We start from the raw sequence: 25,648 nt of genomic DNA on the forward strand, positions 1-25,648 counted from the left end.
TAAGTCAGACTCACGATCAAATGGGGCGAATACTCTCTTCATCCAGATCGGCGTCGAAGAACCGGCGCAGGGTCTGAATGTTGTTATCCGCAATAATCGCCTCGCGCGCCTGCGCGAGCTTCTCTTCATAAATGGCCTGGCGCCACTCGAGCGGCGTTTTCACTGCCGGATTATCATCTTCAATGATAGTCAATTCAACCGGTGCACCCTGTAATGTGGCGAGCGCCTCGGCCAGCGCCTTTTGCGCGCCAGGGGAATTCAGGTGCCGCTGGCCCGGACGCAGGTGCAGACGCACCTGATTGCCGTCCTGCTCTTTCCAGGCGTTCAGCGCGACCTGCTCCACCAGCTTCGGCAGCTGGAGCTTACTGACCTCGGCGGCCCAGGCGTCGCGCGCAATGGACTCTTCGGCAAGCTTCGCAGCCAGCTCCGGCGTTTTTTCATGCTCCAGCGCCTTTTTCAGCGCTTTCGGCGTGGCAACCTCTTCCTTCACCGTTTCGGTGATAGTGGTTGCCTTCCAGCGGTAAGCCTCTTCTTTCACCGGGGCTTTCTGCTCGAGCGCGGACGGTGCCGGACGCGACTGTACGCGCTCCGTTACCGAGGCCAGTCGTTCAAGCGCGGCGTTATTCACCGGCCGCGCTCTTCCTGGCGCTGCCGGTTCACTCTTTTTTGGTTTGGTTACTCCCTGCGCACGCTGCAGCTGGCTGCGCGCGGCAAGCACCGAACTGGTGGCATCCGACAGCGGTACGTTCTGCTGCGGTGGCGGCGTCGGCTGCGGCGGCACCTGCTGCGGTGACATCACCGCCGTCGGCGCAACCGGGGCGAAAGACTGTCGGGGCACGTCCGGCTCCGGCAGCGGCATGCGCGGGTGGAACGCCAGCGCGCGCAGCAGCGTCATTTCAACGCCCATCCGCGGATCCGGCGCAAACGGTAGCTCTTTGCGACCAATCAGCAGCGTCTGGTAATAAAGCTGCACGTCGGCAGGCGGCACGGTGCGGGCAAGCTCACGCATCCGCTGTTCAATGGCGGCCATATCCGCACCAATGGCGGAGGGAGAAAGCTGCAGCATTGCCACCCGGTGCAGCAGGCTGAGCATCTCAACCAGCAGCCCTTCCCACTCAATACCGCGGGCTGCGACCGCGTTCACCAGCGACATCACGCGTTCGCCGTTAGCGGCAATCATCGCTTCGATAAGCGACAGCGCCTGATCGTCATCCAGCGTGCCGAGCATGGTGCTGACCGCGTCAGTCGAGAGCTTGCCGTCACCGCTGGCAATCGCCTGGTCGGTGAGGCTTAACGCATCGCGCAGGCTGCCGTCCGCCGCGCGGGCCAGCAGCTGCAGGGCGCGCGGTTCGTGGACAATGTTCTCTTCATCGAGAATGTGCTCGAGCTGCGCGCGGATCTGCTCAACGTCCAGCGCCTTCAGGTGGAACTGCAGGCAGCGCGATAAAATCGTGACCGGCAGCTTTTGCGGATCGGTGGTCGCCAGCAGGAACTTCACGTGCGCGGGCGGCTCTTCCAGCGTCTTCAGCAGGGCGTTGAAGCTGTGGCGCGAGAGCATGTGCACTTCATCGATCAGGTAGACCTTGAAGCGGCCGCGCGCCGGGGCGTACTGGACGTTGTCCAGCAGGTCGCGGGTATCTTCCACTTTGGTGCGCGAAGCGGCGTCGATCTCGATCAGATCGACAAAACGCCCCTGTTCGATCTCCCGGCAGTTATCACACACGCCGCACGGCGTGGCGGTGATCCCGGTTTCGCAGTTGAGACCTTTTGCCAGCAAACGGGCAATAGAGGTCTTACCGACGCCGCGGGTGCCGGAAAAAAGATAGGCGTGATGGATGCGACCTAGCGACAAGCCGTTCGCCAGGGCCGTCAGCACATGTTCCTGACCGACAACGTCAGCAAAGGTTTGTGGTCGCCATTTACGGGCTAACACCTGATAACTCATGGGCAGGCTCTGCAACGCTGGAAGGTGAATTTATGGAGGGGAATGCTATCACAACCTCACCCATTGAGCGAGGTTGTGAAAACCGGGATTAGTGACCCGGGAAAGGTACCAGGCTGTAGCTGGTAATACCCTGTTTTTCCAGGCGCTGTTCACCGCCGAGATCGAACAGGTTGATGATGAAGGCCGCGTCGGTCACTTCCCCACCCAGACGGCGGATCAGCTTCACGGTCGCTTCAATGGTGCCGCCGGTCGCCAGCAGATCGTCGACCACCAGCACTTTGTCGCCAGGCTTGATCGCGTCAACGTGGATCTCCAGCTGATCGGTGCCGTACTCCAGCTCGTAGCTTTCTGCGATGGTTTCACGCGGCAGTTTGCGCGGCTTACGCACCGGCACAAAACCCACGCCCATTGCCAGCGCAACCGGTGCGCCAAACAGGAAGCCACGGGCTTCGGTACCTACTACTTTGGTGATCCCGGCGTTTTTGTAACGCTCGACCAGCAGTTCAATGCTGAGTGCGTACGCTTTCGGGTCTTCCAGCAAGCTGGTGACATCACGGAAAAGAATGCCAGGCTTTGGGTAGTCCTGGATGCTTTTGATGCTGTTTTTCAGATATTCAAGCTGCTGTGCAGTTGCGGTCATCGGTTTGTGCCTAAATGAAACAGTGTTACTCACAGCGCGCAACGAGTCGGCCAAGGCAACAATTGTTTAACCTTTGACCAGGCGCACCTGTGCTCGAAAACGGTCGAATTTACTGGCTGCGCGTGATAATTGCAACAGCCATGATGAGGCTTCAGTGCTTTTGTTGCTTTTCATCAACCACGGGGATCCGCCACATAAAGATAAGCAGGCAGGAGAGAATGATCAGCAGCAGGATCCGCACCCACATCATTTTCACCAGCCATAATGAAATGGCGAAGGTAATGAGGATCACCGCGATCGCGCGCGGCTTCGCACCAGGCGGCATGGCACGGTGTTTTTGCCAGTACCGCAGGTAGCCGCCGAACCACGAGCGGTAGAGCAGCCAGTGGTGAAAACGCGGCGACGAGCGGGCGAAGCACCAGGCCGCCAGCAGGATAAACGGCGTGGTCGGCAGCAGGGGTAATACTACACCCAGCGTGCCCAGCACTACCGCAAGCCAGCCAATGATGATTAAAATAGTACGCTGCATAATGCGAATCGTTATCAAACTGAACGGCTACTTTACCACTGGAGAGCGCCTTGAAAACAGCACTGCTTCTTGAGAGGCTGCAAAATCAGCTGATCGCTCTGCGGGCGCAGGCCACGCCGCTGATGGGGCACGCCACGCTGAAGCCGCGCTTTGACCGGCAGCTTTTTCGTACCCGCAGCACCGTCATTCAGGATTACCTGGCTGAAGCGCAGACGAACCTCGACGAGCTTCGCCATGCGGTTGAGAATGAACAACAGGAACAGGTGGCGTGGCTTGCAGAGCATCTCACCGAGCAGATCACCGCACTGCATCGCGAAATCGCCGCCTGGCCGCTGCGCGCCTGGGACAGCGCCTCGCCGGGGCTCGGCAAATGGCAGCGCAAGCGGCTCGAGAACCAGGAGTTTGAGCGCCGGCTGTTTGAGATGAAGCGTGAACGCGAGGTGCGTCTGAACAACAGCGAAACGCTGGAAGAGCAGCAGCTATTGATGCGCGAGATTAGCGCGCTGGAAGGACGCATCGTCCGCTGCCGTCAGGCGCTGGATGACATTGAACGCGTCATAGAACGTTTGACCCGTTAACAGGAGCCACACCCATGTCACTGGAAAATGCACCCGATGAGGTCAAGCTGGCCGTCGATTTGATTATGCTGCTGGAGAATCATGAGATCCCCGCCGAGACGGTGCTTAAGGCGCTGGAGATTGTGCGGCGGGATTTTGAGGGGAAACTTCCCCCTCACCCTGCCCTCTCCCCAGAGGGGAGAGGGAAAATAGATTAAGCCGGAGTCGGGTCGTCGCCCTTAATGTCGCGCTTCACTTCCGTATGCTCATCACCTTTCTCGTTACGCAGGTGAACCTCAAGCTGGTTGAAGGCGATATTAATATCGTTTTCACGGCACAGACGATCGATAGAGCGGTTAAGCTCATCCACCGTGTAGCTGCGGTCACGCAGTTCACGCACGTATAAACGCAGCTCGTGATCAAGCGTACTCGGCCCAAAGGTGGTGAAGAAGACCGCCGGGGCCGGATCGTGCATCACTTTCGGATGCTCAGACGCCGCCTTCAGCAGCACCTCTTTCACCTTATCCAGATCCGATCCATAGGCCACGCCCAGGCGGATCACCACGCGCGTCACCGTATCGGAAAGCGACCAGTTGATCAGACGCTCGGTCACGAACGCTTTGTTTGGGATGATCACCTCTTTGCGATCGAAGTCGGTGATGGTGGTGGCACGAATGCGGATCTTGCTGACCGTTCCCGAGAACGTGCCGATGGTGACGGTATCGCCGATACGTACCGGACGTTCGAACAGGATGATCAGGCCGGACACAAAGTTACCGAAGATCTCCTGCAGGCCAAAACCAAGACCGACCGAGAGGGCCGCCGCCAGCCACTGCAGTTTATCCCACGAGACGCCAAGCGAGCCAAAGACCGTCATCGCTCCGACAATGATGATGACGTAGTTGAGGATCGTGGTAATGGCGTAGGACGCCCCCTGGCGAAGATTCAGACGTGACAGGAGCAGCACTTCGAGCAGGCCTGGCAGGTTGCGGATCAGCGCCCAGGCCACCACCGACGACACCAGCGCAAACAGCAGGCTGCCCATGGTCACGCTTTTCATGACCGCCGCGCCGGCTTCGGTTCCGTTGTATTGCCAGAGGGTAATACTGTCGAGATAGGCGAAAACGGTAATAAGATCGGACCAGATCGCCCAGAACATCACCGCAAACAGGGCGATCATCACCAGCATGGTGATGCGCAGCGTCTGCTGGTTAACCTGCTCCAGCGCGATGGTCGGCTCTTCCTGCGGCTCAGCGCCTTCGGCCCCCTCTTTCACCTGATGCTGACGACGCGCGATGGCGCGGCGATAGGCAATGCGGCGCGCCGCCACGCTCAGGCCGCGCAGTACGGTCTGATAGAGCAGGTTCCAGACGATCACCAGATAGACCGTTTCAATCCAGCGCCCGGACAGGCGCAGCGTGGTATAGAAGTAGCCCGTTGCCGTCAGCACCATCAGCGCCAGCGGAATGATCGCCAGCACCGTCACGGTGGCCAGACGAATATTGTGGGACTCTTTATCACGCCAGCTGTCGCGACACATCGGCCACATCAGGATCGCAATCAGCAGCAGGTTCAGCAGGATGACCAGCTGGCCCAGCACGTCATCCATCAGATGCAGCGGGGAAAGCTCAGAGACAACCGACCAGAAGTGCAGCGGCAGCAGCGCCAGGCTGATGCGCACGATCTGACGACGCCAGTGGCTGGTCAGCTGCGCTGGCATGTTGAAATGACGCACCGCCACGCCGTCTTTTTCCAGTACCTTCCAGCACAGGCCAAACACCAGCCAGAACAGCGCCAGTTTTTTACTGAACGCCCACAGCAGATCGCTGACGTTGAGCTGCATAGTGAGCAGAATCAGACCCACAGCCAGAATAATCAGGCACACCGGCAGGGCGCGAATAAGGTCAATCAGAATCGCTTTTGGCGTATGGAGCTGGCTATCGTTGCGCAGCTGCCCTACTTCGGAGGCCAGCTTCGCCTGGTATTTTTTCAGCCAGCCCAGACGCCAGCGGATGAGACCGGCAATCAGCAGCAGCGGCAAACCGGCCAGAAAAGCAATCATTACCGCAGGCCAGGCTTTCTCCCAGTTTACGGTGATCTTCATGCTCTTAATCTGCGTTTTCAGCGTCTCAGGGAAGGATTTAACCCAGTCCCAGTCCATCGGCTTGTTGCTGTTTACCCAGAAAATCTGCTGGGTCAGGATCTCCTGCAGACTTTTCGAGACGCTCACCAGCTGCTGCTGGTTGATTTGCAGGTTAATGGCCATCATCAGCTGGTTACCCAGCTGTTTATTGAGCTGGTCCAGCAGCTCGCGACGCATATCCACGACCTGGAGCAGCGCGTCATGCACTTCCGGGTTCACGTCGCTGGAATGCCCCTCTTCAATTTTGGCGACAAAGGTATCGCTCTGAAAAAGGGCATCGCGCTGCTGGTTGACGTCAAACTGCTCCAGACGTAAATCCGCAATGCGGTTGGTCATGTCCTCCAGCTCGTCGGCGGACGGAAGCGTCTGCTGCTGCTGGTAGAGAATACGCGACAGCAGGAGGCTGCCCTTCAGGACCGCGATCTGCTCTTTGATGTTGCGTTCCGCCTGCAGGGCGCGATCCAGCCAGTTCTTCACCTTGATATTTTGCTGAACCAGCGAGTTGCCGTTTTCCGTCGCCAGTATCAGGCGCTGACTGAGCTGATGGTTAGCCTCAAGCTCCTGTTTTACCAGCGGGTTGGCCTGAATACGGGCGGTTTCGTCAGGGGATACGGCCTCCTGGGCGGTTTTTTCCGTCAGGGTCAGGCGTTTGCTGTTAACCGCCTCCTGCAATAACTGAAGCTGATGCTCCAGACGATTAATGTTCGCGGTGACGTAATCACGCTGTTTCTGCAGAGTGTCCTGCAGCACCGTATTCCCTTCCAGGCTTTTACGCTGCTGTTCGATCTGCGCATTGAGCAACGACTGCTGAACCAGCAGCAGGGTTTGCTGCGTCGGGCGCAGCGTGCCTTCGCCCACCGTCGTGCCGTTCAGGCGGTTGCGGATCTGCTGCAGCTGCTGAGACGCGGTATACATCGCATTTTGCACGCGCTCGGGCTGGGTTTGCAGGGAGACAAGCTGGCTGTTGTAGGTCGCGAGATCGGACTGCGCGGTTTGCAGATCGTCGAGCAACTGGGCGACGCGCGATTCCAGCTGGCGTAAGGAGAGCGTGGCGAGCGTTTTGCGCGTTTCGTTGTCGTTATCAACGTCACTCAGGGCATTCAGCGACTCCGTCGCTTTGCGCATGTTTTCAGGGGCCTGCGCCACCTTCTGACGAAGCTGGGCGGTTTCAGCCTTAACGCGTTCAATTTTATCCAGCGTTTCCAGCGTTTCCGTCAGGTCCTGCTGCGTCAGTTTTTCCTGAGGAGAGAGTTCTTTTTGTTTGTTCAGCGTGTCGAGCTGCGACTGAACGTCAGCACGCGTGGGAATATCGTTGCTGTTATCGGCGCGGGCCCAGGTCAGCGGCGCCGTGGCGAAGAAAAACAGCATCGCAAAGAGCAATGCAAAAACAGGATGTTGCGAGCGATTGATGGGCAGCATAGTTGTGAATGATGTCAGAAGATGACCGAAAATAGTCCGGCGTGAAGAATATCACGCTCGTCAGATGCAGAATAGCGCGAACGTAAGCCTCTGAGATAAATCCTGGAAAGGGGTCAGGCCGTTAGCGAAGGCGCGTCGCTGCGCAGCGTCGGGCTGAGCTGTAGCATTTCCAGTAAAATCGCCACGTAGCTGCGGGCTTCCGCTTTAAGATCAAACGATTGCGGTGCAAAAAGCCAGTTTTCCATCAGACCAGAAATGTAGCTGCGCATCAGAATCGCCGCCCGACGGGTCAACAGATTGGCCGGTAGCAGTTTTGCCTCCATACAGAGGTTCAGGTTGTGCTCAATACGGTCATAGCTTTCCAGACTGAGGCTTCGTTGCGCCTGCTGCACGACCGCCATCTCGCCCACGAACTCGCATTTATGAAAAATAATCTCCATCATTAATCTGCGACGTTCTTCAACTACCGTTGCTTCAAGGATATATACTAATATTTCTCTCAATACTGAGAGTGGATCGTCTGGGAATTTTGCCCGATACTCACTCTCGAGATCGCTAATGCTGGACTCTGAAAGCTCCCAGATTTCACTGAACAGATCTGACTTGTTTTTAAAATGCCAGTAAATCGCTCCTCGCGTCACACCGGCGGCCTGAGCAATTTGCGCCAGCGAGGTTGCTGAAACACCTTGCTGCGAGAACAAACGTATCGCCACATCCAGAATATGTTGTCGGGTTTCCAGCGCTTGTTGTTTAGTTTTTCGTGCCATAGGTGAGTGAATTTACAGGAGTCAGATTTACATACATTTGTGAATGTATGTACCATAGCATGACGATAATATAAACGCAGCAATGGGTTTTAGACTCAGGACCCTTGATCAATTTGAAATCGGACACTCGAGGTTTACATATGAACAAAAACAGAGGGTTAACGCCTCTGGCGGTCGTTCTGATGCTTTCAGGCAGCTTAGCGCTAACAGGATGTGACGACAAACCGGCTCAACAAGGAGCTCAGCAGGCGCCAGAAGTAGGCGTTGTGACGCTCAAATCTGAACCTCTACAAATCACCACCGAATTACCCGGCCGTACAAATGCTTACCGCATTGCGGAAGTGCGTCCTCAGGTTAGCGGCATTATCCTGAAACGCAACTTCACCGAAGGCGGTGATGTGCAGGCCGGTGAGTCTCTGTATCAGATTGATCCCGCAACCTATCAGGCGTCTTATGAAAGCGCGAAAGGCGATCTGGCTAAAGCACAGGCCGCGGCTAAAATTGCCCAGCTGACGCTGAACCGCTATCAAAAACTGCTCGGTACCAAGTACATCAGTCAGCAGGATTACGATACCGCCCTGGCGGATGCCCAGCAGGCTAACGCCGCCGTGGTGGCAGCCAAAGCGGCCGTCGAAACCGCGCGCATTAACCTGGCCTATACCAAAGTGACCTCCCCTATCAGCGGTCGTATTGGTAAATCTTCCGTCACGGAAGGGGCTCTGGTGCAGAACGGTCAGACCACTGCGCTGGCGACCGTGCAGCAGCTCGATCCGATCTATGTTGACGTCACGCAGTCCAGCAATGATTTCCTGCGCCTGAAACAGGAGCTGGCTAACGGCACCCTGAAACAGGAAAACGGCAAAGCCAAAGTGGAGCTGATTACCAACGACGGTATCAAGTTCCCGCAGGAAGGGACGCTGGAATTCTCTGACGTGACGGTCGACCAGACCACCGGTTCCATCACCTTACGTGCGATTTTCCCGAACCCTGACAAAAATCTGCTGCCAGGTATGTTCGTTCGCGCACGTCTGGAAGAAGGAACGAATCCAACCGCCCTTCTGGTTCCACAGCAGGGTGTGACCCGTACGCCACGCGGCGATGCGAGCGCACTGGTTGTTGGGGCTGATAACAAAGTCGAAATGCGCAATATCACCGCCACCCAGGCGATTGGGGATAAATGGCTGGTGACGGAAGGTCTGAAAGATGGCGATCGCGTGATTGTTACTGGTTTGCAAAAAGTTCGTCCTGGCGCGCAGGTTAAAGCACAGGAAGTGAAATCTGACGATAAACAACAAGCTTCGGCCGCTGGCCAGTCAGAACAAACCAAGTCTTAACTTAAACAGGAGCCGTTAAGACATGCCTAATTTCTTTATCGATCGCCCCATATTTGCGTGGGTGATCGCCATTATCATCATGCTGGCCGGGGGACTTGCGATCCTGAAGCTGCCTGTCGCGCAATATCCAACGATTGCGCCACCGGCGGTGACGATTTCCGCAACCTACCCAGGGGCTGATGCAAAAACGGTGCAGGACACCGTCACTCAGGTTATCGAACAGAACATGAACGGTATCGATAACCTGATGTACATGTCCTCAAACAGTGACTCTACCGGTACAGTTCAGATCACCCTGACCTTCGAGTCAGGTACGGATGCTGACATTGCGCAGGTTCAGGTGCAGAACAAACTGCAGCTGGCGATGCCGCTGCTGCCGCAGGAAGTACAACAGCAGGGCGTGAGCGTCGAGAAATCGTCCAGTAGCTTCCTGATGGTTGTCGGCGTTATCAACACCAACGGCACCATGACGCAGGAGGATATTTCCGACTACGTGGGCGCCAACATGAAGGACGCCATCAGCCGTACGTCCGGTGTGGGTGACGTGCAGCTGTTCGGTTCTCAGTACGCAATGCGTATCTGGATGGATCCGAACAAGCTGAACAACTTCCAGCTGACGCCGGTTGACGTGATTAACGCCATTAAAGCGCAGAACGCCCAGGTGGCAGCCGGTCAGCTAGGCGGTACGCCGCCGGTGAAGGGCCAGCAGCTTAACGCCTCGATCATCGCGCAAACCCGTCTGACCTCCGCGGATGAGTTCAGCAAAATTCTGCTGAAAGTGAATCAGGACGGCTCGCAGGTTCGCCTGCGCGACGTGGCGAAAGTCGAGCTGGGCGGCGAGAACTACGACATCATCGCGAAGTTCAACGGTAAACCGGCTTCCGGTCTGGGTATCAAACTGGCGACAGGCGCGAACGCCCTGGATACCGCCACGGCGATCCGTGCAGAACTGAAGAAAATGGAACCGTACTTCCCGTCAGGCCTGAAGATCGTTTATCCGTACGACACCACGCCATTCGTTAAAATTTCGATTCACGAAGTGGTTAAAACGCTGGCAGAAGCGATCATCCTGGTGTTCCTGGTCATGTATCTGTTCCTGCAAAACTTCCGCGCGACGCTGATCCCAACCATCGCCGTTCCGGTCGTTCTGCTGGGGACCTTTGCTATCCTCGCGGCCTTTGGCTTCTCGATAAACACCCTGACGATGTTCGGGATGGTGCTTGCCATCGGCCTGCTGGTGGATGACGCCATCGTCGTGGTAGAGAACGTCGAGCGCGTGATGGCGGAAGAAGGTCTGCCGCCGAAGGAAGCCACCCGTAAATCAATGGGTCAGATCCAGGGCGCGCTGGTGGGTATCGCGATGGTACTGTCTGCGGTATTTATCCCGATGGCCTTCTTCGGCGGCTCTACCGGTGCGATTTACCGTCAGTTCTCGATCACCATCGTTTCCGCGATGGCGCTGTCGGTACTGGTTGCGTTGATCCTGACCCCTGCGCTGTGTGCCACCATGCTGAAGCCGATTCAGAAAGGCGGTCATGGCGAGCATAAAGGGTTCTTCGGCTGGTTTAACCGCATGTTTGATAAGAGCACGCACCACTACACCGACAGCGTGGGCAACATCCTGCGCAGCACCGGTCGTTACCTGCTGCTCTATATCATCATCGTGGCGGGGATGGCGATCCTGTTCGTTCGTCTGCCAAGCTCCTTCCTGCCGGATGAAGACCAGGGCGTGTTCCTGACGATGGCACAGCTTCCTGCGGGTGCGTCGCAAGAGCGTACCCAGAAAGTGCTGGACGAAGTGACGGACTACTACCTCACCAAAGAGAAAGACAACGTTGAATCCGTGTTTGCGGTTAACGGCTTTGGCTTTGCGGGTCGTGGTCAGAACACCGGTATCGCCTTCGTTTCTCTGAAAGACTGGTCTGAACGTCCGGGCAAAGAGAACAAGGTTGAAGCCATTACCGGCCGTGCGATGGGCACCTTCTCGCAGATTAAAGATGCGATGGTGTTCGCCTTCAACCTGCCGGCGATTGTTGAACTGGGTACCGCGACCGGCTTCGACTTCCAGCTGATTGACCAGGGCGGTCTGGGTCACGAAAAACTGACGCAGGCGCGTAACCAGCTGTTTGGCGAAGTGGCTAAGCACCCTGACCTGCTGGTCGGCGTGCGTCCAAACGGCCTGGAAGATACGCCGCAGTACAAAATCGACATCGACCAGGAGAAAGCTCAGGCGCTGGGCGTGTCCATCAGTGACATCAATACCACGCTGGGCGCCGCCTGGGGCGGTAGCTACGTTAACGACTTCATCGACCGCGGTCGCGTGAAGAAAGTGTACGTGATGTCCGAGGCGCAGTACCGTATGTTGCCAAACGATATCAACAGCTGGTTCGTGCGCGGCAGCAATGGTCAGATGGTACCGTTCTCGGCATTCTCAACGTCACGCTGGGAATACGGTTCGCCGCGTCTGGAACGCTATAACGGTCTGCCATCAATGGAGATCCTGGGTCAGGCTGCGCCGGGCCGAAGCACCGGTGAAGCCATGAACCTGATGGAAGAGCTGGCGAGCAAACTGCCTTCGGGTGTTGGCTACGACTGGACCGGGATGTCCTATCAGGAACGTCTGTCCGGTAACCAGGCCCCTGCCCTGTACGCGATTTCACTGATTGTCGTCTTCCTGTGTCTGGCAGCGCTGTACGAGAGCTGGTCAATTCCGTTCTCCGTTATGCTGGTGGTACCGCTCGGGGTTATCGGTGCGCTGCTTGCGGCAACGTTCCGCGGACTGACCAACGACGTGTACTTCCAGGTAGGCCTGCTGACAACCATTGGCTTGTCGGCGAAGAACGCGATACTTATCGTTGAATTCGCCAAAGATCTGATGGAGAAAGAAGGCAAAGGTCTGATTGAGGCGACGCTTGAGGCTGTTCGTATGCGTCTGCGCCCAATCCTGATGACGTCACTGGCGTTTATCCTCGGCGTACTGCCGCTGGTTATCAGCTCCGGTGCGGGCTCCGGTGCGCAGAACGCGGTCGGTACGGGCGTTATGGGGGGTATGATCACCGCAACCGTACTCGCTATCTTCTTCGTACCGGTGTTCTTCGTGGTGGTTCGCCGCCGCTTCAGCCGTAAGAATGAAGATGTTGAACACGCGCATTCGGTAGAACCTCACTGATACCGGTTTCACATGATAAAAAGGCCGCATTAGCGGCCTTTTTCATTTTCAGAAAAAATCATAAATTACGCTTATTGTGATTCAATTTATTTTCTGCCATCTTAATTAGACATATCATAATTAACTGATAACTTAATCGGTGAATTCAGGATTTTTTTAATTTCATTTCCCCGCTTAAGCTATTAGGAATATTCCTAATAAGAAGTTCTGACAACGTGAAGTTCGAATCTGAACTTTTCTCGCCATTTTTGCTAAGCCAATGAAACGTAAGGAAGCGATAAAACAGCGCGTTAATTTGGATAAAAAAGGGGTGTCCAGGGTGGAACATTGCGTACATGCTCGCAGTCTACGGTTTTATTTGTAATTTTTCGTAATAGCGCGATGAAATCCAGGAAGGAGTGGCTTATAGTTAGGTTATCAGGAACACAGCACTCATGTAGCTAAGTCAGTTGTATCCATCCCGACAATGATGTTCGGTGAGTAAGAAATCACTCAGAAGGGGATGCGCTATGGACGAGTACTCGCCAAAAAGGCATGATATCGCGCAGTTGAAATTTCTCTGCGAATCCTTGTACCATGACTGCCTTGCCAACCTTGATGAAAGCAACCATGGCTGGGTAAACGACCCAACGTCTGCCATCAATTTACAGTTGAATGAGCTGATAGAGCATATCGCAACCTTCGCACTTAATTATAAAATTAAGTACAATGAAGATAATAAGCTCATTGAGCAAATTGATGAATACCTGGACGACACCTTTATGTTGTTCAGTAGTTACGGCATTAACGCCCAGGATTTGCAAAAATGGCGTAAATCGGGAAACCGGCTATTCCGCTGTTTCGTCAACGTGAGCAGAGCTAACCCGGTTAGCCTTTCCTGTTAAAATTATTACAATTACTAAGGTGAATTTATGTCTGATAAACCACTCACAAAAATCGATTATTTGATGCGCTTACGACGTTGTCAGTCAATTGACACCCTCGAACGCGTGATTGAAAAGAATAAATACGAGCTTTCTGATAATGAACTGGCCGTATTTTATTCAGCCGCTGACCATCGTCTTGCTGAGCTGACCATGAATAAGTTGTATGACAAAATCCCTACTTCTGTATGGAAATTTGTCCGTTAATCTTTGAAGGGTGTCTGTAGAGTTCTACGCCACGTTCTGAGTTTTTTACCTATCCCGTTATGTTCCCTGTGCCCAGGCCAGGTCTCCGTGTAAAACGTGTTCATCAGCAACAATGTTGTGACGACAGTCACATCGGCTTTTCGGGAACGTTCCCCTCTCGACCTGTTCCGATTACCCTGCGGTAATCATTTCCAGAGAGGTTTCCTATGAGCGCAGAAAAACAGAAGATGATTGCCGGTGAACATTATCGCCCCGGCGATGAGACGTTACGGGCCGACCGACTGCGGGCCCGCCATCTGGTTTACCGCTATAACCACACCGCGCCCGATGAAAAGACAGAACGCCAGAACATCCTGGCGGAACTTCTGGGGCAAAGCGAAGGCGCTTATATAGAACCGAGCTTCCGCTGCGACTACGGATACAATATTTATCTGGGCAAAAACTTTTACGCGAACTTCGACTGCGTGATGCTGGATGTCTGCCCTGTTCGCATCGGCGATAACTGCATGCTCGCGCCGGGTGTGCACATTTATACGGCCACCCACCCGCTGGATGCAGAGGAACGGAACAGCGGCGTGGAGTTTGGGAAACCGGTCAACATTGGGAATAATGTCTGGATTGGTGGCCGGGCGGTCATTAACCCTGGCGTCACGATCGGTGATAATGTGGTGGTGGCCTCCGGCGCCGTGGTGACAAAAGACGTCCCGGCTAACGTCGTCGTGGGCGGCAATCCGGCAAAAATCATCAAAACTTTATAAGAGCGCGGGGAGCCAACTGTTATGGTCTTTTAGCGCCTGACTGTTACTTTTTTCAACCCGATGGCTCCCCTAAAATTGGCAGACACCCTGTATTGTCAACTCTTATGAAGGCAAAAAATGACCGAGATACAGCGCCTGCTTACCGCCACCATCGACGATCTTAACCTCCGCGAAAAGCGCGACAATCGCCCGCGCTTTAGCATTAGCTTTATTCGCAAACATCCTGGACTGTTTGTCGCCATGTATGCCGCCTGGCTGGCGACGCTGATTGTGATGCTGAAGTCCGAAACGCTGGTGGACTCCGTCTGGCTGCTGGTTGTGCTGTTTGTGGTCTTTAACGCCTTTTTCTTTTTCGACGTGAATCCGCGCTACCGTTACGAAGATATCGACGTTCTCGATTTTCGGGTCTGCTACAACGGTGAATGGTATAACACACGTTTCGTGCCCACGGAGCTGATCGACAGCATCATGCACTCTCCGGCCGTTGAAACAGCGCAAAAAGAGAAGCTGCAGAAAATGGTCTCCACCAAAGGCCAGCTCTCTTTCTATGATGTCTTTACCCTTTCGCGCCCTGCTGCTGCGTAATTAACGCCTGCAGACGCCGGATCCCCGGCGAAAACTGCGAAGCAGAGGTGTTGCCGTAACCTAAAACCAGACCGGTTTGCCCCTGCTTCGCCTCCAGGTAATACCCGCTCAGTGCAGCGGGTGCCAGCTGAAACGCCCTCGCCTGTTCCACCAGCGTCTGATCGTCAATATCGTCTATCGCCAGCGTCAGATGCATCCCGCCTTCACCGGCCAGTATACGGTGCGGCGTGTGAAGCTCTGCCCCCAGCACCTCTCGCAGCTGGCGGTATCGCTTACGATAGAGCCGACGCATGGCGGCAAGATGACGAGCATAATGGCCTTCTTCAATGAACAGCGCCAGCGTACGCTGTTCGGCACGATGCCCGCCCCGCAACAGCGAGCCGATGGCCGGGCGAGCCGCTTTCGCCAGCGCTGGCGGCAAGACCATGAACCCCATTCTGAGCGACGGAAACAGCGTTTTACTGAACGTTCCCAGATAAACCACGGGCGCGTTGTTGACCATCCCCAGCATCGCGGGCACAGGCTCACCGGCATAACGGAATTCGCTGTCGTAATCGTCTTCAATGATCCACGCATTCTGCTGCCGGGCCAGTTCCAGCAGCGCCAGACGTCGCCGGGCACTGAGCACGCTTCCGTAGGGGAACTGGTGCGAAGGTGAGGTAAAAATCAGCGAGGGAGCAGGCGCATCCCGTCCTTCCCAGCACATTCCCTCGTCATCAACAGGGATTCCCGTCATGGTCAGGCCTGTTTTAACAAACGCGCTCTTTGCCCCGCTATAACCGGGGTTTTCCACCCACGCGACATCGCCAGGCTCACTCAACAGCATGGTGCACAGGTTAACCCCCTCAAGCGCCCCTTCCGTTATCACTATCTGGCTGGCGTCGCAGTCGATACCGCGGGACAGGGCGAGGTGTCGGGCAATCGCTGCCCGCAGCGACGGTTCACCGGCCGGGTCGCCATACCCTAGCAGGGCACTTCCCTCTTCGCGCATCACGCGATCGTACAATCGCCGCCACAGCGGTAGCGGAAAATAGTTGATAGCCGGGGTTCCCGGGGTAAACGCCAGCACCGGCGTGTCCCGGGGCACGGGCGCTGGCAGCAGGCCGACCCGCCGGGCGAGCCTGATGGCAGGGTCCGGCAATGTCCGGGCGACAGAGCGGTGAGCGAGCTGTGCCACCCGCGTTCCCTGGCGGTTACGCTGCAAATACCCTTCCAGCGTGAGCTGGTCCAGCGCCGCATTGACGGTATTGCGGGAAAGGGAGAGCTGCTGAGCCAGCGTTCGCGAACCGGGAAGCTGGCTGCCGGACAGTAGCCTTCCGCACAGTATGGCCTCCCGTAAAGCAAGATAAAGCGCGCGCTGGCGCGTCTCTTCCCCACGTTTTTGCAGGGCAGCATTGAGCAAGGTATAAAATTCATCACCCGGTATATTCATCTCACCTCCTCGTGGCACCATCAAAACATAGCGCAGTGGTTCTTTTTAAGGAACCAGCAATTCACTAGTCTGGAACTCTTTTCAACGTCACGGAAATTAAGATGAAGACATTCAATCAGTTCGGACAGCCCGTAGGCGAAGCGCTTAGCGACTGGCAGCCTCGTCAGCACCCGTCCCGGGTCGTGCTTCAGGGACGCTATTGTCGGCTTGAACCGCTGCGCGTGGAGCATGCCAACGCGCTGTTCTCTGCGTATTCCCTGGCCGAAGATACCCGCAGCTGGACGTGGCTACTGCGTGAACCCGACGCTACCGCAGAGGAGTTTGCCGAATGGGTGGCGAGCGTAAGTGAGTTATCCGATCCCATCCACTTTACCGTGATGGATAACCGGACTCAGTCCCCCGTTGGAACGCTGTCCCTGATGCGGATCGATCCTAAAAACGGGGTCGTGGAGGTGGGGCACGTTCACTTCTCGCCTCTTTTAAGCCGCACGCCCATGTCAACAGAGGCGCAATATCTGCTGATGCGATATGTGTTCGATACCCTGGGCTACCGGCGTTATGAGTGGAAGTGCAATAGTTTGAACGAGCCTTCCCGCAAAGCGGCACTGCGTCTGGGTTTTCAGTTTGAGGGGCGTTTTCGTCAGGCGCTGGTCATAAAAGGTCATAACCGGGATACCGACTGGTTTTCGATTCTCGACAAAGAGTGGCCGGCGCTGGCAAACGCCTTTGAAAGCTGGCTTGCCACCGACAATTTTACTGCCGATGGCAAACAGAAAAGATCCCTGGAAAGCTGGCGAGAAACGCGCGTTTAGCGTCTTTTTTTACGACCCTGCACCGCCTTAAAGCGCGGATTGGATTTGCAAATCACGTACAGGCGTCCCTTGCGTTTGACTATCTGGCAATCCGGGTGACGCTGTTTTGCACTGCGCAATGAGTTAAGTACCTGCATGGTTAGCCCCGCTTCGCATTGAGAAAACCGCCAAAACGCTTGCGGAAGCGCGCTGCGCTGCCGTCCGTGGAGAACGTTTTCTGCTTACCGGTATAAAACGGGTGCGATTTTGAAGAAACCTCGATGGTGATGTATGGATACGTTTCACCGTCGAGTTCAATTTCGCGGTCGGTCTTAATGGTTGAACCCACTTTGAAGTATTCATTCGCGCTGGTGTCGTGGAATACCACGGTGCGATACGCTGGATGGATGTTTGGTTTCATCGTAAATCCTTTGTGTTTTGTTATAACATAACAAAATAATATCCAGGCCAGGTAAAAAAAACAACCCCTTCCTTCTGACGATATTTTCTGGTTTACCTGAGATAAAATGAAAACCACGCCACCCACGTGCTATAACTATATCATTTCGCGGTAAAATCTTTCTCTTCAGGCAGGGAACTCAGTGCTCAGGAACGGGTATACGAGGAAGGAAACGACAGCATGAAAACCCGACATCTGGTCAGTCTGGTGACTGGCATACTTATCTTTTCCGTGCTGGTCCCCATTTGCCTGAGCATCTGGCTGGCTCATCGTCAGGCGGAAGATAAATTTGTCGATGCGCTGGATAACTATGCCTCACGCGTGCTGATACGTACCGACAAGGTCGTGGGGCAGGCGAAGGAAGCGCTCAATCATCTGCAGGCCTTTGAGGGCGTGCCGTGCAGCCCCCTGCAGTTAAGGGAGATGCGACGGGTCGCTTTCTCGTGGCGATATGTGCAGGAAGTGATTTATATCGACAACCTCAGGCCACTCTGCTCCTCTCTTGAACAAACCAGCCATGCCGCCCCTTTCCCCCCGCCGATGCGCGTTACCGAAGATGGTTACAGCGCATGGCTGACCACGCAAAACGATCTGGGGTTTCATCGCTACATGGCCGTACTGGGGCAAGGTCATTACCTGGTTCTGGTCGATCCGGCCTCGCTTGTGGATGTGATCCCCTTCGGCGAGATAGCGATTGATGCTGCCCTGGTAGGAAATACCACACGCCGCATCTTTGCCAGCAGCAATACGCTCGATCCGCATATCCGTGACATGATCATGGGTCAGGAGATGACCAGCATACAGTACGACGGTTCAATGTACGTTATGAAGCCCGTCCCTGAACTGGGGTTTACCGTCGTTGCATGGGCTACGCTCAAACCGCTGGCTGAAACCTGGCACCGGCAGCTGCTTTTGTGGCTGCCCTTCGGCATCCTGATAAGCCTGCTTGCCGCGCTCTTTGTCCTGCGGATACTGCGTCGCATCCAGTCGCCGCGCAACCGCCTGCTTGATGCCATTAACAGCCGCGATTTTGTGGTTCACTATCAGCCCATCGTGGCGCTGTGTAGCGGAAAAATTGTCGGCGCAGAGGCGCTGACGCGCTGGCCGCAGCCGGACGGAAGCAGCCTCTCGCCTGATATTTTTATCCCTCTTGCTGAACAAACCGGGCTTATCTCCCAGCTGACGCAGCTCGTTATCGAAAAGGTGTTCGAGGATATGGGCAGCTGGCTGCATCTTCACCCCGATCAGCATATCTCCATCAACCTCGCGCCCGCCGATTTGACCTCCGGCACGCTGCCGCCGCTGCTGAGTCACTTGCTGAACAAATGGAAGGTCCACCCAGGCCAAATCGCCCTTGAGGTTACCGAGCGCGGCTTTGCCGATCCCAAAATCAGCGCGCCGGCTATCGCCGCATTCCGCCGTTCGGGGCACCCTGTCTATATTGATGATTTTGGTACGGGCTATTCCAGCCTGAGCTATCTGCAGGATCTGGATGTCGACACGCTAAAAATTGATAAATCGTTCGTGGATGCGCTGGAGTATAAAAACGTGACGCCGCACATTATTGAAATGGCGAAGTCGCTGAAGCTGGCAATGGTGGCGGAGGGCGTCGAGACCGCCGGGCAGCTCGCCTGGCTGCACCAGCACGGCGTGCAGTACGGGCAGGGCTGGTACTACAGCAAAGCGCTACCAAAGACGGAATTTATTCTTTGGGCAGAGAATAACCTCGGCACGCACGCTACTTAAGGTAGGATTTCATCACCTGCAGCACCACGCCAAGATCGGCTTCACGCTGCGCCTCTTCGGGCTCTTTCACCACGTGATCGGTAAGGTGCCCTTCAATCACCTGCATCATCATGCCGTTGACTGCTCCACGGATCGCCGCCAGCTGCTGTAACACCTCGGCGCATTCGTGTTCGCTGTTGAGCATTTTTTCGAGCGCGGTGCTCTGCCCCTGAATTTTCTTCAGGCGAGTCAGTAACATCTTCTTGTCGCGAACGGTATGTGACATCTCTGTCTCCCTCAGTTTTGGCTTTTAGAGCATATCACGCTCTACTCCCCCTGAGTATTTTTCTACTGGGGGGTAGTATTAAGCTACTGGGGGGGAGTACTATTTGCGCACGCTTCCACTCCGGAAATTTCAATGAACGATTTCGCCTCACTTCTGCAGCAGGGTAATGCCTGGCTGTTTGTTCCCAGCGCTATCCTGCTCGGTGCACTACATGGCCTGGAGCCGGGTCACTCAAAAACCATGATGGCCGCCTTTATCGTGGCTATCCGCGGCACGCTGAAACAGGCGGTCCTGCTCGGCCTGGCCGCTACGCTTTCACATACGGCAGTAGTCTGGATTATCGCCATGGCGGGTTTATGGTTTGGGCGGGGATGGGATGCGCATACGTCTGAACCCTGGTTCCAGCTGATCTCAGGGGTATTGATCGTTGCGATCGCCCTGTGGATGGCGTGGCGAACCTGGAAAGAGAGCCAGCCACACGATCATCATCACGACCATGATCATCACCACCACCATGACCACGACCATGACCATCATCATGAACATCACCACCACGAACACCCGCTGGTTGAAGAAGAGTGGCAGGACGCCCACCAGCGCGCGCATGCGCAGGATATTAACCGGCGCTTCAGCGGCCAAAACGTCACCACCGGACAGATCGTGATGTTTGGCCTCACCGGCGGGCTTATCCCCTGCCCGGCGTCCATTACCGTTCTGCTGATCTGCCTGCAGCTGAAGCATTTCGCCCTCGGCGCAACGCTGGTGTTCAGCTTTAGCATTGGTCTGGCGTTAACGCTTGTCGCTTCCGGCGCGATTGCCGCCTTGAGCCTCAAGCACGCGACCAAACGCTGGCCCGGGTTTAGCGAATTCTCCCGTAAAGCACCGTGGATCTCCGCTGCGCTGATTACCGTGGTAGGGATTTATATGAGCCTGCATGGCCTGAGCGGCATTCTGGCGTAAGCCTGCGGCCACACTCTGTGGCCGCATCTCCAGGGTCAGTTAAGGGTTCTGCTGCCAGCTGAAGGTATAGCGAAGCTGGCGTGTCTGCAGGAGGAATTCCGGCGAGACGCTGGGGCTCCAGGAGTCGTCGCCGCCCACGCCCATATGGAACGCATCGAAATTGAGCCAGCATCCCGGCTCTTCGCGCAGCAGATGGTGATGGGTTGTCTCCCGCAGCTGCTGCTGGCCGTAGCGGCTCACCGAGAAATGGAACCGGCCGTTCAGCTGATGCGTTCCCAGCGCCAGCTCCCGCGTATCACAGCGCAAACCATTTTCCGTCGGGAAGATATACGGCGTATGCATCTCCGCCAGGGGTAATGTCCAGCGCCCCTGTTGTGCCGCCAGCTTTCTGTCCGGATAGTTTTCATGCGGCCCCAGCCCCAGCCAGGACACGTTTTCCGGCGTTTCGGCGAGATGAACGCTCAGGCCAACGCGCGCGGGTTCCGGGATATCAGACGCAATATCCACCTGAATATCGCCGTGGAGTACTCCCCGATCGTCCACCCGCCAGGTTTTACGACTCAGAAACAGCGCGTTGCCGCGATACGCAAGGACGTGCTGGGTTGTGACCACCACCTCGTCTGCGTGCTGCTCGGCCTCACAGTGCAGCACGCGCGGGGTAAGATCGTACATGCCCGCCGCTTTCCAGCGCTCAACCCATGCATGCGGATCGATCTTCGTCGCTTCACTCACGCCAATATCATTGTCCAGCGGCGCACGGCTGACGTTATCCGTCAGAGGCGATATCAGCGTTTCCACGCCATTTCGCCACCATTGAGCCAGGTTTCCGGTTGCGCGATCGAACTGCCAGCGCTGTTGACCATGCGCGATCGCCAGGATGCGGTCGTTTTGCGTCAAAACCGGCGGCTCGCCCGCAGAGGCTGGCGGTGCGACAAACAGCGGAGACGGAAGCAGCCACTGCTCCCACGCGCAGCGATGGTCAGCCGGTGACCACGGTGTTGCCCGCGGCTGGCGCACTTCAACATTCAGCCAGACTTCCCCCGGCTCGGCTTTCAATTCCGGCAGAGCGATCTCCAGACGCTGAACGCCTTCAGGGGCTACCGCCAGCGTCACCTCGCCCGAAGCCAGTACCTTCCCATCCCGGGCAACCGTCCAGCTCAGCACTTCGTTATCGGTATGGCGGAACAGGTACCCGCTTTGCACCTCAATCACCAGCGGAGAGGTGCTGACCCGCGTAAAGGTGAAGAACTGCTGCGCGCGCTGCGCCTCGAACAGCGCCGGGTGCGGCGTGCGATCGGGGAAGACCAGGCCGTTAAGGCAGAACTGCCGATCGTTTGGCTTATCGCCAAAGTCCCCGCCGTACGCCCAGAACGCGTTGCCATTTTCGTCTTTCTTCGTTAATGCCTGATCGACCCAGTCCCAGACAAATCCCCCCTGCAGGCGAGGATGGCTGCGAAACGCCTGCCAGTATTTCGCGAACCCGCCGAAGCTGTTCCCCATCGCGTGGGCGTATTCGCAGAGGATCAGCGGACGCGTTTCATCCGGCATGCCGATCCATTTCATGATTGACCATTTAGGCACCGCCGGGAAGGGTTGATCCTGATCGACCCGGGCATACATCGGACAGACAATATCAGTCGCCGCCGTGTTCGCGCCGCCGCCTTCATACTGCACCGGACGCGTCGGATCCGTGGATTTCAGCCAGCGGTACAGCGCGTCGTGGTTTGCACCGTGCCCGGACTCATTGCCCAGCGACCAGATGATGATTGAGGGATGATGACGATCGCGCTGCACCATGCGGGTCACGCGCTCGCTCATGGCGGGCAGCCAGCGCGGATCGTCAGCAAGGCGGCTCATCGGCACCATGCCATGGGTTTCGATATTGGCTTCGTCAACAACGTACAGCCCGTAGCGATCGCAAAGCCGGTACCACAGCGGATGGTTCGGGTAGTGCGAGCAGCGAACGGCGTTGAAGTTGTGCTGCTTCATGATCTCGATATCGCGGCGCATCGTCGCTTCGTCCATCACCTGGCCGTTTTCCGGGTGATGCTCGTGCCGGTTAACCCCGCGGATCAGCAGCGGTTTACCGTTGAGCTTCAGCAGGCCGTTGCTGATTTCAATCCGGCGGAAGCCAACATCGCAGGCCTCCGTCTCTAGCACGTTGCCCTGCGCATCCAAAAGCGAGATCGTCAGACGATAGAGTTCCGGGGTTTCTGCACTCCATAACGCCGGGGCTGTAACCGGGATCGCCGCCGTTAACCGCTCGGCCCAGTTGCCGCGCTCGTCCACAATGGCAGATCCGGGCCGTTGGGTAGTACTGCCACACCGCTCGCCGTTGCGCCACAGCGTGATCGCCACCTCGCATTCCGGGTAGTCAGTGCCTGCCAGCGCGACGTCGACTTTCAGCACCGCTCGGTCCAGCTCCGCATTCAGATCGGTGACCACGTGATAATCCGCAATGTGCGTCTCCGGCTTATGCAGCAGGGAGACATCGCGGAAAATGCCGCTCATGCGCCACATGTCCTGATCTTCCAGATAGCTGCCGTCGCACCAGCGCAAGACCATGACCGCCAGGCGGTTCTGCCCGGGGCGTAATGCCGCCGAGAGGTCAAACTCGGCGGGCAATCGACTGTCCTGGGAATAGCCTATCCACTGCCCGTTGCACCACAGATGGAATGCCGAGTTCACGCCGTCAAAAATAATTCGGGTTTGCCCGCGCTGAAGCCAGGCGTCATCCACGTCAAATGTGAGCGAGTAACAACCTGTCGGGTTTTCCTGCGGCACAAAAGGTGGGTTAACGGGGATGGGATAGGTGACATTAGTGTAGATAGGCGTGTCGAACCCCTGCATCTGCCAGTTCGACGGCACGGGCATCGCGACGGCATCCGCGCAATCTTCGCTGACCCATGCCTCAGGAACCTGCTCGGGTGAAGAAAAATAGCTAAATCGCCACATCCCGTTAAGAGAGCGCCTGCTGATAGATCCAGCGTCATCTCTGGCGGAAGATTCATTACGCCAGCTGTGCAACGGCGCGTGTGCGGGCAGGCGGTTCCACTGGGTAACGCCGGGGTTTTCCCAGTCCCGACGGGCCAGGATGTCGCTGAGGGTCAGCGAGGATGTGTTGGACATAGTAACCTCTTTGCGAAGCGCTCACAATTTTGGTTAACATGCCCTGGCATTCTGCGACGGTAAAGCATTCAATCGCAGGCTAGCGAGTCCGATCACAAAAGTCTTATTTGCGGACAAGCTGCTCGGCCAGGAGAGCCAGGCTTCTGAGCTGCTGCGCCAGATCCTCGCGTTCGGCCTGCTGCGGCGCGCGGCGCGCGCTGGAATGGCGGGTAACCAGCGTCACCGGCAGCTGAACCTGCCAGCACGTCTCGCCTTCGGTGGGCGACAGCAGCCACTCCACGCTGCGCTCGCCCGCCTCGCGAAACGCCTGGCGAATGGTCGTCAGCGGCGGGGAAAACCAGGCGCTGTCAGCCGTATCGTCGAACCCGACCACCGACATCTGGCCTGGAATCGCGATCCCCTTTTCCGCGCAGGCGCGCATTACCCCCAGCGCCATTTGATCGTTCGCCACCAGAATGGCATCCGGCAATGCGGTACCCGACAGCAGCACATGTCCTTTCTCATAACCGCTGGCCGCGCTCCAGTCTCCGTAGGCCACCGCAGTGGCTTCATGCCCCGCGCGGGCCAGAGCCGCTTTCCATCCCGCCAGACGCGCCCGAGCAGAGACTGAGCTTTCCGGCCCGCTCAGCAGGGCAATGCGCTGATGCCCCAGCGACAGCAGGTGCTCAACGCCCAGATGCGCCCCCTGTACGGCGTTAAATACGAGGCTGTTTACCTGTGCTGAAGGCGAGACATCAAGAAAAAGCACCGGAACGGGCGACGCCAGCGCCCTCAGCTGTTCGGCGTGTTCATCATCAAGCGGAACATTCACCAGCAGCGCGTCCACCCGCTGTGCCAGCAGCGCCTGAAGCGCGGCCTGACACTGCTGCGGTTGCTCCACCATGGAGATAAGGACGCTCGCCCCCTGTTCCGCCGCGCGGGATTTTACCGCCGACACAATTTGCGAGGGCGCATGCAGGGCCAGATCGGTGGTGATAAGTCCCAGCGTGCGGGTGCGTTTACCCGCCAGCTGCTGTGCCCGCAGGTTAGGCACGTAGTTCAGCTCCGCCATCGCCTGCTGAACCTTTTCCCGGGTACGGGCAGACACATGCTCCGCGTCGTTAATGACGCGAGAGACGGTCTGATAAGAAACCCCCGCAAGGAGGGCGACATCATAGAGAGTGATAGCTTTCATGCATTGTGGCATCGCGTGAGTCGGGGCCCATTATTGTGGCACAGCGACGCCGTTAAAACATGTGAGCGCTTCGCAAAATTAAACAACCCGCTCCGGCTGCGCAATTTCAGCAACGCTCGGCTTCTGGCGGAACCAGGGCAGACAGAGCTGGATAAGTGGGCCAATGGTCAGGGCGTATACTACCGTTCCCACCCCAAACGTGCCGCCAAGCACGCACCCAATCAGCAGGACGGACACCTCAATGGAGGTACGCACGCTGCGAATGGACCATCCCAGCCGGGCATGAATGCCGGTCATCAGGCCGTCGCGCGGGCCTGGCCCAAAACCGGCGCCGATGTACATGCTGGTCGCAATCGCGTTCATCACGATACCCGACACCAGGAAAGCGATGCGCACAGGTAACGAGTCCAGTTCCGGGATAAGCGCCATGCTGGCATCCGCCGCCAGACCGATACAAATCACGTTGCTGATGGTGCCCAGGCCCGGCATCTGGCGCAGGGGGATCCACAGCAGCAGCACCGCAGCACCGGTTAAAATGATCACCGTTCCGATAGTCATCCCCAGCTGTATCCCCACCCCAAGGTGAAAAACATCCCAGGGATCGACACCCAAATCGGAACGAATAAACATCGCGGTGGACAGGCCATACAGTCCTAAACCGACATAGAGTTGTAGCAGACGACGTACCATTTTTATCTTCTCCAGTGAACCAGAC

23 protein-coding genes and 1 other annotated feature are annotated in these 25,648 nt (G+C 56.6%); of the genes, 11 read left to right on the forward strand and 12 right to left on the reverse strand.

All coding sequences use genetic code 11. The features are described 5' to 3' along the window. Positions 1 to 16: 16 nt before the first annotated feature. From dnaX to ACOTXT_RS06275, 3 genes are all read right to left on the reverse strand, one after another. Positions 17 to 1,945, reverse strand: a complete 1,929-nt coding sequence (gene dnaX, locus ACOTXT_RS06265) for a DNA polymerase III subunit gamma/tau (RefSeq protein ID WP_248275053.1) — start codon at positions 1,943 to 1,945, stop codon at positions 17 to 19. Next, positions 623 to 687 (reverse strand) — a sequence feature (DnaX frameshifting element). It overlaps the preceding gene by 65 nt. A gap of 88 nt (positions 1,946 to 2,033) precedes the next feature. Beyond that, complete coding sequence (apt, locus tag ACOTXT_RS06270; RefSeq protein ID WP_000127359.1) at positions 2,034 to 2,585, reverse strand: adenine phosphoribosyltransferase; 552 nt, start codon at positions 2,583 to 2,585, stop codon at positions 2,034 to 2,036. Positions 2,586 to 2,736: 151 nt separating this feature from the next. Next, a complete protein-coding gene (locus ACOTXT_RS06275; protein WP_059362733.1) occupies positions 2,737 to 3,114 on the reverse strand; it encodes a DUF454 family protein in 378 nt (125 codons plus the stop codon). 50 nt (positions 3,115 to 3,164) lie between these two features. On the opposite strand from ACOTXT_RS06275, the gene priC reads away from it, so the two are divergent. Together priC and rsmS are read left to right on the forward strand one after the other, a co-directional pair. After that, positions 3,165 to 3,692, forward strand: coding sequence for a primosomal replication protein N'' (gene priC, locus ACOTXT_RS06280; RefSeq protein ID WP_023293139.1), 528 nt, complete (start codon positions 3,165 to 3,167; stop codon positions 3,690 to 3,692). 14 nt (positions 3,693 to 3,706) lie between these two features. Next, positions 3,707 to 3,889 (forward strand): pleiotropic regulatory protein RsmS, encoded by a 183-nt coding sequence (rsmS, locus tag ACOTXT_RS06285; protein ID WP_008499294.1) that lies wholly within the window; start codon positions 3,707 to 3,709, stop codon positions 3,887 to 3,889. On the opposite strand, the gene mscK is transcribed toward rsmS, so the two are convergent. Together mscK and acrR are read right to left on the reverse strand one after the other, a co-directional pair. Continuing rightward, positions 3,886 to 7,233 (reverse strand): mechanosensitive channel MscK, encoded by a 3,348-nt coding sequence (gene mscK / locus ACOTXT_RS06290; RefSeq protein ID WP_023293140.1) that lies wholly within the window; start codon positions 7,231 to 7,233, stop codon positions 3,886 to 3,888. The genes rsmS and mscK overlap by 4 nt on opposite strands. A 113-nt stretch (positions 7,234 to 7,346) precedes the next feature. Beyond that, positions 7,347 to 8,000, reverse strand: coding sequence for a multidrug efflux transporter transcriptional repressor AcrR (gene acrR / locus ACOTXT_RS06295; protein ID WP_008499291.1), 654 nt, complete (start codon positions 7,998 to 8,000; stop codon positions 7,347 to 7,349). A gap of 140 nt (positions 8,001 to 8,140) precedes the next feature. Here acrR and acrA point away from each other — a divergent pair, with 140 nt between their 5' ends. From acrA to ACOTXT_RS06325, 6 genes are all read left to right on the forward strand, one after another. Beyond that, entirely contained in the window at positions 8,141 to 9,334 is a 1,194-nt protein-coding gene (gene acrA / locus ACOTXT_RS06300; protein ID WP_021241633.1) for a multidrug efflux RND transporter periplasmic adaptor subunit AcrA, read from the forward strand. Between the two features lie 22 nt (positions 9,335 to 9,356). Further along, positions 9,357 to 12,503 carry a multidrug efflux RND transporter permease subunit AcrB gene (gene acrB / locus ACOTXT_RS06305; RefSeq protein WP_008499289.1) on the forward strand — a complete coding sequence of 1,049 codons (3,147 nt, stop codon included), beginning with the start codon at positions 9,357 to 9,359 and terminating at the stop codon, positions 12,501 to 12,503. A gap of 509 nt (positions 12,504 to 13,012) precedes the next feature. Continuing rightward, the gene (gene tomB, locus ACOTXT_RS06310) at positions 13,013 to 13,387 is read left to right on the forward strand and encodes an Hha toxicity modulator TomB (protein ID WP_008499288.1); all 375 of its coding nucleotides are present in this window, start codon (positions 13,013 to 13,015) and stop codon (positions 13,385 to 13,387) included. A 27-nt stretch (positions 13,388 to 13,414) separates the two neighbouring features. Then, positions 13,415 to 13,633 (forward strand): HHA domain-containing protein, encoded by a 219-nt coding sequence (locus ACOTXT_RS06315; protein ID WP_008499287.1) that lies wholly within the window; start codon positions 13,415 to 13,417, stop codon positions 13,631 to 13,633. Positions 13,634 to 13,839: 206 nt separating this feature from the next. Then, positions 13,840 to 14,391 (forward strand): maltose O-acetyltransferase, encoded by a 552-nt coding sequence (gene maa, locus ACOTXT_RS06320; RefSeq protein WP_045416680.1) that lies wholly within the window; start codon positions 13,840 to 13,842, stop codon positions 14,389 to 14,391. Positions 14,392 to 14,508: 117 nt separating this feature from the next. Beyond that, positions 14,509 to 14,976 carry a YlaC family protein gene (locus ACOTXT_RS06325; protein WP_008499285.1) on the forward strand — a complete coding sequence of 156 codons (468 nt, stop codon included), beginning with the start codon at positions 14,509 to 14,511 and terminating at the stop codon, positions 14,974 to 14,976. On the opposite strand, the gene ACOTXT_RS06330 is transcribed toward ACOTXT_RS06325, so the two are convergent. Then, on the reverse strand, positions 14,948 to 16,408 hold the full coding sequence (locus tag ACOTXT_RS06330; RefSeq protein ID WP_333165175.1) for a PLP-dependent aminotransferase family protein: 1,461 nt from the start codon (positions 16,406 to 16,408) through the stop codon (positions 14,948 to 14,950). The genes ACOTXT_RS06325 and ACOTXT_RS06330 overlap by 29 nt on opposite strands. Positions 16,409 to 16,509: 101 nt before the next feature. Here ACOTXT_RS06330 and ACOTXT_RS06335 point away from each other — a divergent pair, with 101 nt between their 5' ends. Beyond that, positions 16,510 to 17,220, forward strand: coding sequence for a GNAT family N-acetyltransferase (locus ACOTXT_RS06335; protein ID WP_032656573.1), 711 nt, complete (start codon positions 16,510 to 16,512; stop codon positions 17,218 to 17,220). On the opposite strand, the gene ykgO is transcribed toward ACOTXT_RS06335, so the two are convergent. Both ykgO and ACOTXT_RS06345 read right to left on the reverse strand, forming a co-directional pair. Then, on the reverse strand, positions 17,217 to 17,357 hold the full coding sequence (gene ykgO, locus ACOTXT_RS06340; RefSeq protein WP_003859006.1) for a type B 50S ribosomal protein L36: 141 nt from the start codon (positions 17,355 to 17,357) through the stop codon (positions 17,217 to 17,219). The genes ACOTXT_RS06335 and ykgO overlap by 4 nt on opposite strands. A gap of 2 nt (positions 17,358 to 17,359) precedes the next feature. Beyond that, positions 17,360 to 17,620 (reverse strand): type B 50S ribosomal protein L31, encoded by a 261-nt coding sequence (locus ACOTXT_RS06345; RefSeq protein WP_006176933.1) that lies wholly within the window; start codon positions 17,618 to 17,620, stop codon positions 17,360 to 17,362. Between the two features lie 219 nt (positions 17,621 to 17,839). On the opposite strand from ACOTXT_RS06345, the gene ACOTXT_RS06350 reads away from it, so the two are divergent. After that, the gene (locus ACOTXT_RS06350; protein WP_023343499.1) at positions 17,840 to 19,405 is read left to right on the forward strand and encodes an EAL domain-containing protein; all 1,566 of its coding nucleotides are present in this window, start codon (positions 17,840 to 17,842) and stop codon (positions 19,403 to 19,405) included. On the opposite strand, the gene ACOTXT_RS06355 is transcribed toward ACOTXT_RS06350, so the two are convergent. After that, the gene (locus tag ACOTXT_RS06355) at positions 19,398 to 19,670 is read right to left on the reverse strand and encodes a metal-sensing transcriptional repressor (protein WP_008499280.1); all 273 of its coding nucleotides are present in this window, start codon (positions 19,668 to 19,670) and stop codon (positions 19,398 to 19,400) included. The two genes, ACOTXT_RS06350 and ACOTXT_RS06355, sit on opposite strands and share 8 nt — an antisense overlap. A gap of 132 nt (positions 19,671 to 19,802) precedes the next feature. On the opposite strand from ACOTXT_RS06355, the gene ACOTXT_RS06360 reads away from it, so the two are divergent. Beyond that, positions 19,803 to 20,630 (forward strand): nickel/cobalt efflux protein RcnA, encoded by an 828-nt coding sequence (locus ACOTXT_RS06360; protein ID WP_039265850.1) that lies wholly within the window; start codon positions 19,803 to 19,805, stop codon positions 20,628 to 20,630. 39 nt (positions 20,631 to 20,669) lie between these two features. Here the strand turns inward: ACOTXT_RS06360 and ACOTXT_RS06365 are convergent, their stop codons facing one another. From ACOTXT_RS06365 to ACOTXT_RS06375, 3 genes are all read right to left on the reverse strand, one after another. After that, positions 20,670 to 23,759, reverse strand: a complete 3,090-nt coding sequence (locus ACOTXT_RS06365) for a beta-galactosidase (protein ID WP_333165169.1) — start codon at positions 23,757 to 23,759, stop codon at positions 20,670 to 20,672. A 103-nt stretch (positions 23,760 to 23,862) separates the two neighbouring features. Continuing rightward, positions 23,863 to 24,933: a LacI family DNA-binding transcriptional regulator gene (locus tag ACOTXT_RS06370; RefSeq protein ID WP_106106320.1), complete on the reverse strand. Its 1,071-nt coding sequence runs from the start codon at positions 24,931 to 24,933 to the stop codon at positions 23,863 to 23,865. Positions 24,934 to 25,011: 78 nt separating this feature from the next. Continuing rightward, on the reverse strand, positions 25,012 to 25,623 hold the full coding sequence (locus ACOTXT_RS06375; protein ID WP_021241642.1) for a YczE/YyaS/YitT family protein: 612 nt from the start codon (positions 25,621 to 25,623) through the stop codon (positions 25,012 to 25,014). Between the last annotated feature and the right edge of the window lie 25 nt (positions 25,624 to 25,648).

Source organism: Enterobacter cloacae complex sp. IR5422, from assembly GCF_049238165.1.
In the GTDB taxonomy this organism is placed as follows: Bacteria; Pseudomonadota; Gammaproteobacteria; order Enterobacterales; family Enterobacteriaceae; genus Enterobacter; species Enterobacter roggenkampii.

Bases quoted from the DNA above. Each gene is read 5' to 3' on its own strand.
- dnaX (WP_248275053.1), bottom strand. From the start codon at position 1,945: ATGAGTTATCAGGTGTTAGCCCGTAAATGGCGACCACAAACCTTTGCT.
- rsmS (WP_008499294.1), top strand. From the start codon at position 3,707: ATGTCACTGGAAAATGCACCCGATGAGGTCAAGCTGGCCGTCGATTTG.
- ACOTXT_RS06355 (WP_008499280.1), bottom strand. From the start codon at position 19,670: ATGTCACATACCGTTCGCGACAAGAAGATGTTACTGACTCGCCTGAAG.
- apt (WP_000127359.1), bottom strand. From the start codon at position 2,585: ATGACCGCAACTGCACAGCAGCTTGAATATCTGAAAAACAGCATCAAA.
- ACOTXT_RS06345 (WP_006176933.1), bottom strand. From the start codon at position 17,620: ATGAAACCAAACATCCATCCAGCGTATCGCACCGTGGTATTCCACGAC.
- ykgO (WP_003859006.1), bottom strand. From the start codon at position 17,357: ATGCAGGTACTTAACTCATTGCGCAGTGCAAAACAGCGTCACCCGGAT.
- ACOTXT_RS06375 (WP_021241642.1), bottom strand. From the start codon at position 25,623: ATGGTACGTCGTCTGCTACAACTCTATGTCGGTTTAGGACTGTATGGC.
- ACOTXT_RS06370 (WP_106106320.1), bottom strand. From the start codon at position 24,933: ATGAAAGCTATCACTCTCTATGATGTCGCCCTCCTTGCGGGGGTTTCT.
- ACOTXT_RS06360 (WP_039265850.1), top strand. From the start codon at position 19,803: ATGAACGATTTCGCCTCACTTCTGCAGCAGGGTAATGCCTGGCTGTTT.
- acrA (WP_021241633.1), top strand. From the start codon at position 8,141: ATGAACAAAAACAGAGGGTTAACGCCTCTGGCGGTCGTTCTGATGCTT.
- ACOTXT_RS06350 (WP_023343499.1), top strand. From the start codon at position 17,840: ATGAAAACCCGACATCTGGTCAGTCTGGTGACTGGCATACTTATCTTT.
- ACOTXT_RS06315 (WP_008499287.1), top strand. From the start codon at position 13,415: ATGTCTGATAAACCACTCACAAAAATCGATTATTTGATGCGCTTACGA.
- mscK (WP_023293140.1), bottom strand. From the start codon at position 7,233: ATGCTGCCCATCAATCGCTCGCAACATCCTGTTTTTGCATTGCTCTTT.
- ACOTXT_RS06275 (WP_059362733.1), bottom strand. From the start codon at position 3,114: ATGCAGCGTACTATTTTAATCATCATTGGCTGGCTTGCGGTAGTGCTG.
- ACOTXT_RS06335 (WP_032656573.1), top strand. From the start codon at position 16,510: ATGAAGACATTCAATCAGTTCGGACAGCCCGTAGGCGAAGCGCTTAGC.
- acrB (WP_008499289.1), top strand. From the start codon at position 9,357: ATGCCTAATTTCTTTATCGATCGCCCCATATTTGCGTGGGTGATCGCC.
- acrR (WP_008499291.1), bottom strand. From the start codon at position 8,000: ATGGCACGAAAAACTAAACAACAAGCGCTGGAAACCCGACAACATATT.
- maa (WP_045416680.1), top strand. From the start codon at position 13,840: ATGAGCGCAGAAAAACAGAAGATGATTGCCGGTGAACATTATCGCCCC.
- ACOTXT_RS06365 (WP_333165169.1), bottom strand. From the start codon at position 23,759: ATGTCCAACACATCCTCGCTGACCCTCAGCGACATCCTGGCCCGTCGG.
- ACOTXT_RS06330 (WP_333165175.1), bottom strand. From the start codon at position 16,408: ATGAATATACCGGGTGATGAATTTTATACCTTGCTCAATGCTGCCCTG.
- ACOTXT_RS06325 (WP_008499285.1), top strand. From the start codon at position 14,509: ATGACCGAGATACAGCGCCTGCTTACCGCCACCATCGACGATCTTAAC.
- tomB (WP_008499288.1), top strand. From the start codon at position 13,013: ATGGACGAGTACTCGCCAAAAAGGCATGATATCGCGCAGTTGAAATTT.